Origin of the sequence: Pseudomonas sp. PDNC002 (assembly GCF_016919445.1) — a bacterium.
In the GTDB taxonomy this organism is placed as follows: Bacteria; Pseudomonadota; Gammaproteobacteria; order Pseudomonadales; family Pseudomonadaceae; genus Pseudomonas.
In genome coordinates this window covers 2,565,163-2,578,349 of record NZ_CP070356.1, presented here as the reverse complement: position 1 = coordinate 2,578,349, position 13,187 = coordinate 2,565,163, and the positions used below count along the sequence as shown (strand labels likewise).

At 66.1% G+C, this 13,187-nt stretch carries 14 protein-coding genes; 9 read left to right on the top strand and 5 right to left on the bottom strand.

Features of this window, described 5'->3' with window-relative positions; genetic code table 11:
- The first annotated feature begins 45 nt into the window (after window positions 1–45).
- Complete coding sequence (locus tag JVX91_RS11875) at window positions 46–513, top strand: tripartite tricarboxylate transporter TctB family protein (RefSeq protein ID WP_205339400.1); 468 nt, start codon at window positions 46–48, stop codon at window positions 511–513.
- 10 nt (window positions 514–523) lie between these two features.
- Window positions 524–2,044 (top strand): tripartite tricarboxylate transporter permease, encoded by a 1,521-nt coding sequence (locus JVX91_RS11870; RefSeq protein WP_205339399.1) that lies wholly within the window; start codon window positions 524–526, stop codon window positions 2,042–2,044.
- Window positions 2,045–2,121: 77 nt separating this feature from the next.
- On the opposite strand, the gene JVX91_RS11865 is transcribed toward JVX91_RS11870, so the two are convergent.
- The 4 genes from JVX91_RS11865 to JVX91_RS11850 all read right to left on the bottom strand — a co-directional run bounded on the left by JVX91_RS11865 (window position 2,122) and on the right by JVX91_RS11850 (window position 4,730).
- Window positions 2,122–2,493 (bottom strand): hypothetical protein, encoded by a 372-nt coding sequence (locus JVX91_RS11865; protein ID WP_205339398.1) that lies wholly within the window; start codon window positions 2,491–2,493, stop codon window positions 2,122–2,124.
- A 5-nt stretch (window positions 2,494–2,498) separates the two neighbouring features.
- Window positions 2,499–3,191: a uracil-DNA glycosylase gene (gene ung, locus JVX91_RS11860; protein ID WP_205339397.1), complete on the bottom strand. Its 693-nt coding sequence runs from the start codon at window positions 3,189–3,191 to the stop codon at window positions 2,499–2,501.
- Between the two features lie 54 nt (window positions 3,192–3,245).
- Window positions 3,246–3,812: a hypothetical protein gene (locus JVX91_RS11855; RefSeq protein ID WP_205339396.1), complete on the bottom strand. Its 567-nt coding sequence runs from the start codon at window positions 3,810–3,812 to the stop codon at window positions 3,246–3,248.
- Between the two features lie 96 nt (window positions 3,813–3,908).
- On the bottom strand, window positions 3,909–4,730 hold the full coding sequence (locus tag JVX91_RS11850) for a VanW family protein (RefSeq protein WP_205339395.1): 822 nt from the start codon (window positions 4,728–4,730) through the stop codon (window positions 3,909–3,911).
- Between the two features lie 233 nt (window positions 4,731–4,963).
- Here JVX91_RS11850 and JVX91_RS11845 point away from each other — a divergent pair, with 233 nt between their 5' ends.
- Window positions 4,964–6,211, top strand: a complete 1,248-nt coding sequence (locus JVX91_RS11845; RefSeq protein ID WP_205339394.1) for an ABC transporter substrate-binding protein — start codon at window positions 4,964–4,966, stop codon at window positions 6,209–6,211.
- A gap of 1 nt (window position 6,212) precedes the next feature.
- Here JVX91_RS11845 and JVX91_RS11840 read toward each other — a convergent pair whose 3' ends face one another.
- On the bottom strand, window positions 6,213–7,091 hold the full coding sequence (locus tag JVX91_RS11840; protein ID WP_205339393.1) for an AraC family transcriptional regulator: 879 nt from the start codon (window positions 7,089–7,091) through the stop codon (window positions 6,213–6,215).
- Between the two features lie 164 nt (window positions 7,092–7,255).
- Between JVX91_RS11840 and JVX91_RS11835 the strand changes: the two genes are divergently transcribed.
- The 6 genes from JVX91_RS11835 to JVX91_RS11810 all read left to right on the top strand — a co-directional run bounded on the left by JVX91_RS11835 (window position 7,256) and on the right by JVX91_RS11810 (window position 13,134).
- Window positions 7,256–8,419, top strand: a complete 1,164-nt coding sequence (locus JVX91_RS11835) for an isobutyryl-CoA dehydrogenase (RefSeq protein WP_205339392.1) — start codon at window positions 7,256–7,258, stop codon at window positions 8,417–8,419.
- Between the two features lie 253 nt (window positions 8,420–8,672).
- Entirely contained in the window at window positions 8,673–9,491 is an 819-nt protein-coding gene (locus JVX91_RS11830; protein ID WP_026078752.1) for an enoyl-CoA hydratase, read from the top strand.
- Between the two features lie 10 nt (window positions 9,492–9,501).
- On the top strand, window positions 9,502–10,605 hold the full coding sequence (locus JVX91_RS11825; protein ID WP_205339391.1) for an enoyl-CoA hydratase/isomerase family protein: 1,104 nt from the start codon (window positions 9,502–9,504) through the stop codon (window positions 10,603–10,605).
- Window positions 10,606–10,786: 181 nt separating this feature from the next.
- On the top strand, window positions 10,787–11,671 hold the full coding sequence (gene mmsB / locus JVX91_RS11820; protein ID WP_205339390.1) for a 3-hydroxyisobutyrate dehydrogenase: 885 nt from the start codon (window positions 10,787–10,789) through the stop codon (window positions 11,669–11,671).
- Between the two features lie 74 nt (window positions 11,672–11,745).
- Entirely contained in the window at window positions 11,746–12,378 is a 633-nt protein-coding gene (locus JVX91_RS11815; RefSeq protein WP_205339389.1) for a potassium channel family protein, read from the top strand.
- Between the two features lie 114 nt (window positions 12,379–12,492).
- Window positions 12,493–13,134 (top strand): NAD(P)-dependent oxidoreductase, encoded by a 642-nt coding sequence (locus JVX91_RS11810; protein ID WP_205339388.1) that lies wholly within the window; start codon window positions 12,493–12,495, stop codon window positions 13,132–13,134.
- The last annotated feature ends 53 nt before the right edge of the window (window positions 13,135–13,187 follow it).

Genomic DNA, 13,187 nt, shown 5'->3' with positions numbered 1-13,187 from the left:
CCGTGCGGCGCCGCCTTCAGCGAAGGCGGCGCCAGGAGACTTCCCATGTCCCAGACCAGCCTCTTCCAGCGGCTGTTCGCCGGCGCCTGGCTGCTCGCCTGCGTCGCCTTCGCCCTGATCGCCTGGCATCTCCAGGCGCCCTTCTCCTACGAGCCAGTCGGCCCGCGCGCCTATCCGCTGCTCTGCCTGGGCCTGATGGCCGCGGGGCTCGCCTGGTTGATCGTGCGCCCCACACCGATCAAGCGCGAAGACGACGAGCCTGCGCTGGAAGGCGCGCTGCTCGCCAAGGTCGCGCTCTGCATCGTGCTGCTGGCGGTGTACGCCGGGCTGTTCGAGCCGCTGGGTTTCATTCCGGCCAGCGCCCTGGTCGGCACCTTCCTCGCGCTGATCTACGGCGGCCGCCCGGTGACCAGTGTGACCACCGCCAGCCTGCTCGCCATCGGCCTGTACGTGCTGTTCGACCGAACCCTGGATGTGCCGCTGCCACTGGGCATTCTCGAACCCCTGCTCTGAGGATTCTGTGATGGAAACGTTGAGCTACCTCGGCCAGGGCTTCGGTGTTGCCCTGACCCCATACAACCTGATCACCGCGCTGATCGGCACCCTGATCGGCACCGTCGTCGGCCTGCTGCCGGGCCTAGGCCCGATCAACGGCGTGGCCCTGCTGATCCCGGTGGCCTTCGCCCTCGGCCTGCCGCCGGAATCGGCGCTGATCCTGCTGGCCGCCGTGTACCTGGGCTGCGAGTACGGCGGGCGGATTTCCTCGATCCTGCTGAACATTCCCGGCGAAGCCTCCACCGTGATGACCACCCTCGACGGCTACCCCATGGCACGCAACGGCCTGGCCGGCGTGGCGCTGTCGCTGTCGGCCTGGAGCTCATTCATTGGCGCCTTCATCGCCACCTGCGGCATGGTGCTGTTCGCCCCGCTGCTGGCGAAATGGGCAATTGCCTTCGGCCCGGCGGAATACTTCGTGCTGATGGTCTTCGCCATCGTCGCCCTGGGCGGGCTGGCCGGCGACCGGCCGCTGAAGACGCTGCTGGCCGCGCTGCTCGGGCTGTTCCTCTCCAGCGTCGGGATCGACGCCAACAGCGGCGTGTACCGTTTCACCTTCGACAATATCCACGTCTCCGATGGCATCCAGTTCGTGGTGCTTGTGCTGGGGCTGTTCTCGGTGAGCGAAATCCTCCTGCTGCTGGAGAAGACCCACCATGGCCACAAGATGGTCGAAGCCAGCGGGCGCATGCTGTTCAACATGAAGGAAGCGACGGCGGTGGCGGTGGTCAATCTGCGCTGCGGCCTGCTCGGCTTCATCATGGGCGTATTGCCCGGCGCCGGCGCGACCCTCGCCAGCGCGGTGGCCTACATGACCGAGAAGAAGATGGCCGGCGAATCGGGCAAGTTCGGCAAGGGCGACCTGCGCGGCCTCGCCGCTCCGGAAACCGCCATCGGCGCCTCCGCCTGTGGAGCCCTGGTGCCGATGCTGACCCTCGGCGTCCCCGGCTCGGGCACCACCGCGGTGATGATCGGCGCGCTCAGCCTGTACAACATCACCCCCGGCCCGCTGCTGTTCCAGGAGCAACCGAACATCGTCTGGGGCCTGATCGCCTCGCTGTTCATCGCCAACGTCATGCTGATCATCCTCAACGTGCCGATGGTCCGGGTATTCACCCGCATCCTCTCGGTGCCGAACTGGGCGCTGGTTCCGGGCATCGCGATCATCACCGCCATCGGCGTCTACGCCGTACACGCCACCACCTTCGACCTGTTCCTGATGGTCGCCATCGGCATCCTCGGCTACGTCCTGCGCAAGCTGGACTTCCCGCTCTCGCCGCTGCTGCTGGGCTTCATCCTCGGCGGACTGATGGAGCAGAACCTGCGCCGCGCGCTGTCCATCTCCAACGGCGAACTGGGCATCCTCTGGTCCAGCCCCATTGCCATCGGCACCTGGGCGCTGGTCGCGGTCATGCTCGGCTTGCCGCTGTACCGCGCCTGGCGCAAACGTGTCCGCCGTACCCGCGAGGCGCTGGCTGACGCCGCGTAAAGCAACCACGCTCGCCGCGTCAGAGACACGCGGCGATTTTCAGGCCCGCCTTCGTGCGGGCCTCTTTTTTGGTGGTTTCAGGAAGGATGGAAGACGCGCAACGGGACCGACCAGCGTTCACCACTGACGGGCCTGGCGCAGGAGACTTCGACGACCTGGCGGGTGATTTCGCGGCCATTCTGCGCAAAGAGTCGGATCGCGCGCCAGCGGGTCGTCAGCGGTACCGAGCAGCGCGTCACCAGGATCTTGAGATTGGGCTCGGTGACGACCCAATCAGTCTGGTTCCGGGCATTCTCGATGGCCACGAAGGCACGGGCCGCCTGATCGATCTCGTACAGCCCGTGGAAGGCGTCGGTGGAGCGCTGCCTCTCGAGTAAGGACTCGGCCGCAAGGCTGCTGCCGGCGAACACCAGCCCCGCAAGAATCGCCAGCCATCCGCGCCGGTTCATGACGATCAGACCGGCGGAAGCGACCAGTCGATAGGCGTCAGACCGCTCTGTTCGAGAAACTTGTTGGTGCGGCTGAAGTGGCCGTTACCGAGGAAGCCACGGTAGGCCGAGAGCGGCGACGGATGCGCGGACTTGAGCACCAGGTGCTTCTGCGCGTCGATCAGCTTCTGCTTGCTCTGCGCATGGGAGCCCCAGAGCAGGAACACCAGGCGGTCGCAGCGCTGGCTGACCACCTCGATCACCTTGTCGGTGAACGGGCCCCAGCCCGCCTGGGCATGGGAGCCGGCACGGGCCTGCTCGACGGTCAGCGAGGTGTTGAGCAGCAGCACGCCCTGCTCGGCCCAGTGCTGCAGGTAACCGTGATTCGGGATCGGGATGTTCAGGTCACGCTGCAGCTCTTTATAGATGTTCTGCAACGACGGCGGCGTCGGCACGCCCGGCTGTACCGAGAAGCACAGGCCGTGGGCCTGGCCGGGGCCGTGGTATGGGTCCTGGCCGATGATCACGACCTTGATGCGCTCCAGCGGCGTGGTATTCAGCGCATTGAAGATCAGCGGACCGGGCGGGAAGATCACCTTGCCGGCGGCCTTCTCCGCACGCAGGAACTCGCCCAGCTGCTTCATGTAGGGCTTCTCGAATTCTTCGTGGAGCGCTTCTTTCCAGCTGGGTTCCAGCTTGATCCGGTCGTCGTTGGTCATGGTGCGTCTGCCTGGTGAAACGAACCGGCACGCTAAGCAAGCGCCCCGGTCAAGTCAAGGCGACTTGTGCCGCACAACCGGCACTCCCGGCAGGCGCGGCGCGCCAGTACCCAAGCCGGCCAGCACCCAGGCCGTCACAGCAACCCCTAGCGCCAGGTGGAATAGCTCGCGGCGCGCTATGCCGGCCCACTCGCCACGGGTGCCGATCAGCAGGCCGGCGCCGATGAACAGCAGCGCGCCAAGCAGGGCCAGTGGATAACGCCGGGAGCGTCCCGGCCAGGCGATCACCAGCAGAGCGACCAGGTTGCCGAGCAGGCTGAGCTGGGATGGCAGCAGCACCAGGGCGACACAGACCAGCAGCACCAGCGCATGCCTGATCGCTGCGCCGTTGATTCGCCCCAGCGCAATCAGCGGCAGGCTTACCGCGCCGGACAGCACGCTCGCCTGGTGGTGCAACTCGACCAGCCCAGTGAACCCGCCATACTCCAGCGCCCCGAGAAAAGCCGCGACTCCCATCGACAGGAAACCCAGCGCCCGCCAGCCCGCCCGCTCGCGCAGGGCGAGCCCGGCGGCGACGGCGCAGGCCAGGGTCAGCAGCAGTTCGGCGATCACGGGCAGCATGGGGAATCCTTCTTCTTGTCGTCGCAGCAGACTAGCGAGCCGTGTATCGCTGTGCACGGTGGCACACGCCAGCGGGGGCGACGCCGCGCGCCAATGTCAGGCGTCGGAGAGTTGCTCGTCGTCGACCGGGTACTTCACTCGCACTCGGTTGCAGTAAATGCAGGCGCGCTCCAGCAGGGTTCCTTGCTGGCCTTTTTCGTGGACATCACGCCAGATCTCGTTCTCCCGAATAACGCCTGCGCCAGACCTCAGGAATCGATGGTTGCGCTGGTAGACGTGATAACGGACGGGACGTTCGGCGCTGCACAGCAGTATGCCTTCCAACTGGTGCTCCGCGACCCGCAGATCGAACTGGAACGTCTGCTGTGTCGGATTGAACAGCACCAGATCAACGAAGTTGTAGAAGATCGCCGCGCCCGAACCAAAAGGCAGGACCCTGCCGTCGTCGGGGAACGGGTCGAAACTGTGGTTGGCACGCTCCACAACCTTCAACGGCGAGTGCAGCGCCATCCAGTGAAGCAAGTTGCTGAGCTGACAGACGCCACCGCCGACGCCTTGCCGCGCTTCGCCAAACGACAACTCCATGCCCTCGACGAAGCCTCGCCGTCGGGTCGGCCGGCCGAGCAGGCGGCAAAAGGAGAAGTATTCCCCCGGCCCGATTCGAACGCCGTCCATGCATTCAACCGCCAGGCGCAGGTTGATGACCTTGCCGTGCTGCAACGCCAGGTCGCTATTGCCCAGCCGCCGAATCAGCTTGGAAGTGTGCTTGATGTACCGAAAGGGCAAGCGGTCCTTATCCGCCGTCTGCTCCACATAATGGCGACCAGACAATGCCCACTGGCAACGACGAAACAGCCGCCGCTGCCAGACGCGAAGCGCATAGAGCCACGGATGGTAAAGAGAAAGCGGTTTACGCACGGCGAATACTGTCCCTGGGCCCGAACAATCCTTGATGTCACGACCGGCGGCAATCCGCCGGCCCTGGTGTAGGTCGCGAAATTTTCGGGCATACCCGGAAACGTCGGCAACCAGAAAACACCCACGCTGGAGTCGGCACTTTCATGCGACCAAAGACCAATGGGCCTGACTCGTCGGACTGTGCACAGTCCCCTCTTCGCTTTACCCGCCAATAAAAACAACAGGGAACGAACATGCGCTTTCTGACTGCCGCACTCTCGCTGGTGGCTGCCTTCAGCTGCCTGGCGCACGCCGCCGAGCCGATCAACCTCGGTCTCAACTACCCCCGCACCGGCTCCTACAAGGAAGAAGGCCTCGCGCAGATGCGCGGCGCGCTGCTGGCCATCGACGAGATCAACACCCAGGGTGGCGTGCTCGGCCGGCCGCTGCACCTGCTGAGCAAGGACGATGCCTCGCGCCCGGAGAAGGCCCTGCGCAATATCGACGCGATGGCCGCCGACGGCGCGGCGATGTTCTTCGGCGGCGCCTCCAGCGCGGTGGCCATCGCCGCCGGCGAACGAGCGGCGCAAAAGAAGCTGCTGTACTTCGGCACCCTCACCTACTCCAACGACACCACCGGCAAGGACGGCCAGCGCTACATGTTCCGCGAGTGCAACAGCGCGTGGATGAGCGCCCGCGCCCTGGGCAGCTACCTGGGCCGCACATTGCCGGGCAAGCGCTACTTCTACGTCACCGCCAACTACACCTGGGGCCTGACTACCGAAAGCTCGCTGCGCCACTACACCGGCACCGAAGATGCCGCCCGGCATCCGTCGATCAAGGTGCCCTTCCCCGGCGCGCGTCTCTCCGATTACCGCAACGCCTTGACCCAGGCAGCGGCGAGCAAGGCCGATGTACTGGTGCTGGCGCTGTTCGGCGAGGACCTGGTGCACGCCATGCGCATCGCCGACGAACTGGGGCTGACGCGCAACCACCAGATCATCGCGCCCAACCTCACCCAAAGCATGGTCGAGCTGGCCGGGCCCGGCCTGATGCAGGGCGTGATCGGCACCGAGCCCTGGACCTGGCAGGTGCCCGAGCGCGAGGGCTCGGCGCGCGGCCAGGCCTTCGTGCGCGACTTCACCGAGCGCTATGGGGTCTATCCCGCGAGCTCCGCCGCCTCTGCCTACAGCATCGTCTACCAGTGGGCCGACGCCGCCAAACGCAGCGGCAGCCTGGACAGCGACGCGCTGGTCAAGGCGCTGGAGGGCCATCGCTACAGCCTGCTCAAGGGCGAACAGCAATGGCGCGGCTTCGATCACCAGAACATCCAGCGCGTCTATGTGGTGAAGGTGAAACCGCGCGATGAAGTCCTGCGCGACCCGCTGCATCAGGACTACTTCGAGATCGTCGAGCACATGGACGGCCCCGAAGCGGCCCCGACCCTCGCCGAGTGGCAGGCCGAACGCAGCGCCGCAGGCAAGCCGCTGACGCTGCAATAGCTCAGCCGGTATGCAGCGCCCGGTAATGACTGGGCGCCATGCCCACCACGCTCTTGAACAGCCGCGAGAAATAGTACGGATCGGCGTAGCCCAGTTGCTCGGCGACCTGGCGCACTTCGAGATTGCCCTGGTCGAGCAGGCGGCAGGCGTGGGTCATCTTCAGCCGGATGAAATCCTGGATCGGCGCCTGGCCGGTCAGCGCGCGGTAGGTCTTGGCGAAGTGGAAGCGCGACAGGCGGAACTGCGCGGCCAGCTCGTCGAGGTTCAGCGCGTCGTGCAGGTGTTCGCGCATCATCGCCTGCACCGCCTCCACGTCCAACACGCGACCGGACTTCAGCCGAGCCCGCGCCGGGCGCAGCGCCAAGGAGGTCAGCAGGCTTTGCAACAAATGCGCGGCATGGATGAAGTGCGGCAGGCTCAGGCCCTGGCGGCGCAGCGCCAACAGCGCATCGAACTCACCGAGAATCCGCGGCTGTACGCCTACACGCAGGCGCGGCGACTTGCCCAGCGGGCGCAGGAAGTCCTCGGCCAGCCGCCCCTCAAGGTGCACCCAGAAGATCGACCACGGGCGCTGCGGGTCGGCGCCATAGGCGTGGGCAAGGCCCTTGGGTAGCACCAGCAGGTCGCCACCGGCGACCTCGAATCGTCCATCCGCCGTTTCCAGCCAGCCATGTCCGGCGCTGCAGTAGATCAGCAGATGATCGTCCGGGCTTTCCCGCTCCATGCGATGCCCCACCGCCGCCGGGTAGTAGCCCAGGGCCAGCGGATAGCACGCCTGGCCGAGCGGGTGGCGGTCCAGCGCACGTCGCAGACGCGGAGGCGTGATGAAGCGGACGCCCTGCTGGGGCAGCGGCCAGGTGGAAATCAGCGGACGGGACATGGGCAGTATTCCGGTGACGGCAACACCAAGATCGTCCATCCACGGCACAAGATCGTCAATCCACAGCCGGAGGCGCAAAGGCTATAACCAGAACACTCTCTACCCAAGAGAAAGGCGCCACGAGCGCGAAGCGGTAGCCGACAAGAACAAACAGAGGTAGCTGCATGCATTTCGATCTGTCCGAAGAACAACGCCTGCTGGTGGATAGCGCCCGCGCCTTTGCCAGCCGCGAACTGGCGCCCCACGCCGCCGACTGGGACCGCCAGCACCACTTCCCGGTGGAGGTGATCCGCCGCGCCGCCGAGCAGGGCTACCTGGGCCTGTACATCGCCGAGGAAGACGGCGGCCTCGGCCTGTCGCGGCTGTCCGCCTCGCTGATCTTCGAGCAACTGGCCGCCGGCTGCGTCGCCACCACCGCCTACATGACCATCCACAACATGGCCAGCTGGATGCTCGCCAGCTTCGGCGACGCCGCACTCAAGGAGCAGTGGCTGCCGGGGCTGATCGGCGGAGAACTGCTGGCTTCCTACTGCCTCACCGAGCCGGATGCCGGCTCTGACGCCGCCCGCCTGCGCACCCGCGCCAAACGCGAAGGTGACGACTACGTACTGGATGGCGCCAAGACCTTCATCTCTGGCGCCGGCTCCACCGACGTGCTGATCGTCATGGCGCGCACCGGCGAGGAAGGCGCCAAGGGCATTTCCTGCTTCCTGGTGCCGGCCAACGCCGAGGGCATCCGCTACGGCCGCAACGAGGACAAGATGGGCTGGAAGGCCCAGCCGACGCGCACCATTACCTTCGAAGGCGTGCGCATTCCCGCCGGCAACCGCATCGGCCCGGAAGGTCAGGGCTTCGTCTACGCCATGAAAGGTCTGGACGGCGGCCGCCTGAACATCGCCAGTTGCTCCCTCGGCGCTGCCCAGGCGGCACTGGAGCAATCGCTGCGCTACGTCGAGGAGCGCAAGCAGTTCGGCAAGGCGCTGGCGGAATTCCAGGCCCTGCAGTTCAAACTCGCCGACATGCTCACCGACCTCACCGCCAGCCGACAGATGGTGCGCCTGGCCGCGCACAAGCTGGACCACAAGGACGGCGAGGCAACGCTGTACTGCGCCATGGCCAAGCGCTTCGCCACCGACCGTTGCTTCTCCCTGTGCAACGAGGCGCTGCAACTGCACGGCGGCTACGGCTACCTCAACGACTACCCGCTGGAGCGCTGGGTGCGCGACAGCCGGGTGCACCAGATCCTGGAAGGCACCAACGAGATCATGCGGGTGATCGTCGCCCGCCGCCTGCTGGAACAGGGTGGGATGCTGGACCGCCTGCTCTGAAATCAAATGGCCGAACCGTAGGGCGCATAACCTGGAACAGGTTATGCGCCGGCCCCTGGATGGCGCATAACGCTGACGCGTTATGCGCCCTACATGAAGCGCCAACGGTTGTGGTCCGCAGTGGAATCACTGGAAAAACCGCCCGCCTGCGCGGGCGCAATCGAACAGATCGGACATGGACGCGCCCCGCCGCACGCACCTAGAGTCCATGCCCATACGCCCGCCCAACGGCGGCACCGACAAGGAGATGCCCATGAGCAACGCCCTCGAGCCCTACAAGCCCGGAGTCTTCGACCTGACCCACAAGCTGACGGTGGAAAAGCACGGCCACACCGCGCTGATCACCATCAACCATCCACCGGCCAACACCTGGGACCGCGACTCGCTGATCGGCCTGCGCCAGGTGATCGAGCACCTGAACCGCGACGACGATATCTACGCCCTGGTGGTGACCGGCCAGGGCCCGAAATTCTTCTCCGCTGGTGCCGACCTGAACATGTTCGCCGACGGTGACAAGGCCCGCGCCCGCGAGATGGCCCGCCGCTTCGGCGAGGCCTTCGAGGCGCTGCGTGACTTCCGTGGCGTCTCCATCGCGGCGATCAACGGCTACGCCATGGGCGGCGGCCTGGAATGTGCCCTGGCCTGCGACATCCGCATCGCCGAGCGTCAGGCGCAGATGGCCCTGCCCGAAGCCGCGGTCGGCCTGCTGCCCTGCGCCGGCGGCACCCAGGCGCTGCCGTGGCTGGTTGGCGAAGGCTGGGCCAAGCGCATGATCCTCTGCGGCGAGCGTGTCGATGCCGACACCGCGCTGCGCATCGGTCTGGTCGAGCAGGTCGTCGATACCGGCGAAGCACGCGGCACCGCCCTGCTGCTGGCCGCCAAGGTCGCACGGCAGAGCCCGGTGGCGGTGCGCACCATCAAACCGCTGATCCAGGGCGCCCGCGAACGCGGTCCGACCACCTGGCTGCCGGAGGAGCGCGAGCGCTTCGTCGACCTGTTCGACGCCGACGACACCCGCGAGGGCGTGAATGCCTTCCTGGAGAAACGCGATCCGCACTGGCGCAACCAATAAGGCCCTGACCATGAATGTGATGTTCGAGGAACGCCCCGGCCTGCACGGCTTCCGTATCGGCGTGGTGACGCTGGACGCGGAGAAGAGCCTGAACGCCCTGAGCCTGCCGATGATCGAGGCGATGAACCACCAACTGCGCGTCTGGCAGGACGACCCGCAGATCGCCTGCGTGGTGCTGCGTGGTAACGGTGGCAAGGCCTTCTGCGCAGGCGGCGACGTGCGCAAGCTGGTGGACGCCTGCCGGGAGAAACCCGGAGAGGTGCCGGAGTTGGCCCGTCGCTTCTTCGCTGACGAGTATCGTCTGGACTACCTCATCCACACCTACTCCAAACCGCTGATCTGCTGGGCCCACGGCTACGTGATGGGCGGTGGCATGGGCCTGATGCAGGGCGCCGGCGTGCGCATTGTCACCCCGAGCAGCCGCCTGGCCATGCCGGAAGTGAATATCGGCCTGTACCCGGATGTCGGCGCGAGCTGGTTCCTTGCCCGCCTGCCCGGCCGTCTCGGCCTGTTCCTCGGCCTGACCGCCACCCAGATGAACGCCCGCGACGCGCTGGACCTGGACCTCGCCGACCGTTTCCTGCTCGACACCCAGCAGGAAGACCTGATCGACGGCCTGGTGCAACTGAACTGGCGCGAACAGACCGACGTGCAATTGCACAGCCTGCTGCAGGCGCTGGAGCACGAAGCCCGCGGCGAGATGCCCGACGCCCAGTTGCTGCCGCGCCGCGAGCGCCTGGATGCGGTGCTGGACTGCGCCAACATCGCCGAGGCCTGGCAGGCACTGACTGCGCTGACCAATGACGAGGATGCGCTGATCGCCCGGGGGGCCAAGACCCTCGCCTCGGGCTGCCCGCTGACCGCTCATCTGGTCTGGGAACAGATCCGCCGCGCTCGCCATCTGTCGACCGCCGAAGTCTTCCGCATGGAATACGCGATGAGCCTGAACTGCTGCCGCCACCCGGAATTCCCGGAGGGCGTGCGGGCCCGGCTGATCGACAAGGACAACACCCCGCACTGGCACTGGCCGGATATCGCTGCCATACCTGATGCTGTGGTGAATGCGCACTTCGACGCGACCTGGGAGGGCGAGCATCCGCTGGCGGATCTGTAACCGCCCCTGCCGTCCCCTGAGCCGCGTAGGGCGCATAACCTGGAACAGGTTATCCGCCGCCGACTGAGCGGCGGATAACGCTGGCGCGTTATACGCCCTACGAGAACCGCTACCCGCCTCGGATTAGGAATACTGTCTGCTGGCGCTGGCGTGTCCTGCGGTCCAACAGGAGGAAACCAGCATGCAAACCATCGCCTTCATCGGCCTCGGCCACATGGGCGCCCCCATGGCCGCCAACCTGATCAAGGCCGGCTACCTGCTGCGCGTGTTCGACCTGGTGCAGAGCGCCATCGACGGCCTGGTCGCCCAGGGCGCGAGCGCGGCCCGTAGCGCCCACGATGCGGTGGACGGCGCCGACGTGGTGGTCACCATGCTGCCGGCCAGCGGGCACGTCGAAGGGCTCTATCTCGGCAACGAAGGCCTGCTGGCGCACATCACTCCCGGCACGCTGGTGCTGGAATGTTCCACCATCGCCCCCGCTTCGGCGCGCAAAGTCCACCAGGCCGCCGCCGAACTCAAGATCCCCATGCTCGACGCCCCGGTCTCCGGCGGCACCGGCGGCGCCATCGCCGGCACCCTGACCTTCATGGTCGGCGGCGACGCCGAGGTGCTGGAGCGTGCTCGCCCGGTATTCAGCGCCATGGGACGGAACATCTTCCACGCCGGCGGCGACGGCGCCGGGCAAGTGGCCAAGGTGTGCAACAACCAGTTGCTCGCCGTTCTCATGATCGGCACCGCCGAATCGCTGGCGCTCGGTGCCGCCAACGGTCTGGACCCGGTAGTCCTCTCGGAGATCATGCGCCGCAGCTCCGGTGGCAACTGGGCGCTGGAGGTCTACAACCCATGGCCGGGCGTGATGGAGAACGCCCCCGCGTCGCGCGGCTACACCGGCGGCTTCATGGCCAACCTGATGGTCAAGGACCTCGGCCTCGCCCTGGAGACCGCCCAGGTCAGCGGCAACAGCACGCCCATGGGCAGCCTGGCACTGGCGCTGTACCGCCTGCTGGCGAAACAGGGCCACGGAGAACAGGATTTTTCCGTCGTGCAGAAACTATTCGATTCCTAGTCCGGGGCATAGAACTCCGACTGCGACCAGGACCAGACTGACAGGCCCCACTCCCGCGCCCATCAGCTGCCATCTTGAAAAATTTCCTGTCGCACTATCGCTTCCGCCTCCTGCTCAACAGCGTGCTGTTGGTGCTGCTGGTACTGTCGATCCCGTCACCACCCAAGCTGCTGGAGCTGGGCAGCCTGCTGCTGATGGTGCTGGCGGGGATCAACACCGTGCGCAGCCGCAGCAAGGGCTTCCATCTGGTCTGCGTGATGGGCACGCTCAACCTGTGCATGTCGTTCGTGCCCGACGACTGGCCGATCCATCCCGTTCTCATGCGCGGCATCCCGCAGATTGCCTTCATCCTGCTGATGGTCGTCAGCATCTTTCACCGGGTTACCCAGCAGCGGCCGGTGACGCGCGAACTCGGCTACGGCCTGTGCGCGCTGTACCTGAACTTCGTCCTGTCCTTCGCGCTGACCTACAACCTGATCGAACACCTCGCCCCCCACAGCTTCCAGACCACCGATGGGCCGCTGGACATGGCCAGCTTCGTCTACTTCAGCATGATCACCCTGACCACCATCGGCTATGGCGACATCGTCCCCGTGCACCCATTGGCGCGCCTGCTGGCCGGTAGCGAGGCGATCATGGGGGCGCTCTTCATCGCCCTGGCAGTGGCACGGGGGCTGAGCCTGATGAACGACGACGTCAAACAGTGATTGTGAAGGCAGGCTTACGAGTGCATGCCGCCAGCCCGTCTTTATCGCTGCCGACGCAAAGCCCAGGATGAGCTACCCGCCGCGCTCATGCGGCATCCCACAGAAGGTCATGCCATGAACATTGCCCTGATCGGCGCCACCGGCCACGTCGGCCACTACTTCCTCGAAGAGGCCCTGAGTCGCGGCCATCACGTCACCGCGCTGGTACGCGATCCCACCAAACTGACGGCAAGTGAACAGCTCAAGGTGGTACAGGCGGATGTCGGCGATGCTGCCCAGGTCGCCCGCGCCGTAGCCGGCCACGATGTGGTGATCAGCGCGTTCAACGCCGGCTGGGGCAATCCGGATATTCGTGGCGCCCACGCCCGTGGCAGCCGCGCCATCGTCAACGGCGTGAAAGCCGCCGGAGTGAAACGCCTGCTGGTGCTCGGCGGCGCCGGCAGCCTGGAAATCGCACCCGGCCAGCGCCTGGTGGACAGCCCGGAATTCCCCGAACAGTGGAAGCAGGGCGCGCTGGGCGCCGCCGATGCGCTGGACCAGCTGCGCGCGGAAAGCGAACTGGACTGGGCCTTCCTCAGCCCGGCGATGCTGCTCGAGGGCGAAACCCGCACCGGCAGCTTCCGCGTTGGCGGCGACCAGGTGTTGTTCGATGGCAACGGCGAGAGCCGCATTTCCCTGCCGGACCTGGCGGTGGCGATGCTCGATGAGGCCGAGCAGGCCAATCATCATCAGCAGCGGTTTACCGTGGCGTATTGATCTGACCGGCAGAAAGAAAAAGGGCCACCCGATGGGGTGGCCCTTTTTTGTGT

What these genes read in the sequence shown, in the direction of transcription:
- JVX91_RS11855 (WP_205339396.1), bottom strand. Translation starts at nt 3,812, where the DNA reads ATGCTGCCCGTGATCGCCGAACTGCTGCTGACCCTGGCCTGCGCCGTC.
- JVX91_RS11840 (WP_205339393.1), bottom strand. Translation starts at nt 7,091, where the DNA reads ATGTCCCGTCCGCTGATTTCCACCTGGCCGCTGCCCCAGCAGGGCGTC.
- JVX91_RS11875 (WP_205339400.1), top strand. Translation starts at nt 46, where the DNA reads ATGTCCCAGACCAGCCTCTTCCAGCGGCTGTTCGCCGGCGCCTGGCTG.
- JVX91_RS11865 (WP_205339398.1), bottom strand. Translation starts at nt 2,493, where the DNA reads ATGAACCGGCGCGGATGGCTGGCGATTCTTGCGGGGCTGGTGTTCGCC.
- JVX91_RS11835 (WP_205339392.1), top strand. Translation starts at nt 7,256, where the DNA reads ATGCATTTCGATCTGTCCGAAGAACAACGCCTGCTGGTGGATAGCGCC.
- JVX91_RS11870 (WP_205339399.1), top strand. Translation starts at nt 524, where the DNA reads ATGGAAACGTTGAGCTACCTCGGCCAGGGCTTCGGTGTTGCCCTGACC.
- JVX91_RS11830 (WP_026078752.1), top strand. Translation starts at nt 8,673, where the DNA reads ATGAGCAACGCCCTCGAGCCCTACAAGCCCGGAGTCTTCGACCTGACC.
- mmsB (WP_205339390.1), top strand. Translation starts at nt 10,787, where the DNA reads ATGCAAACCATCGCCTTCATCGGCCTCGGCCACATGGGCGCCCCCATG.
- JVX91_RS11810 (WP_205339388.1), top strand. Translation starts at nt 12,493, where the DNA reads ATGAACATTGCCCTGATCGGCGCCACCGGCCACGTCGGCCACTACTTC.
- JVX91_RS11825 (WP_205339391.1), top strand. Translation starts at nt 9,502, where the DNA reads ATGAATGTGATGTTCGAGGAACGCCCCGGCCTGCACGGCTTCCGTATC.
- JVX91_RS11845 (WP_205339394.1), top strand. Translation starts at nt 4,964, where the DNA reads ATGCGCTTTCTGACTGCCGCACTCTCGCTGGTGGCTGCCTTCAGCTGC.
- ung (WP_205339397.1), bottom strand. Translation starts at nt 3,191, where the DNA reads ATGACCAACGACGACCGGATCAAGCTGGAACCCAGCTGGAAAGAAGCG.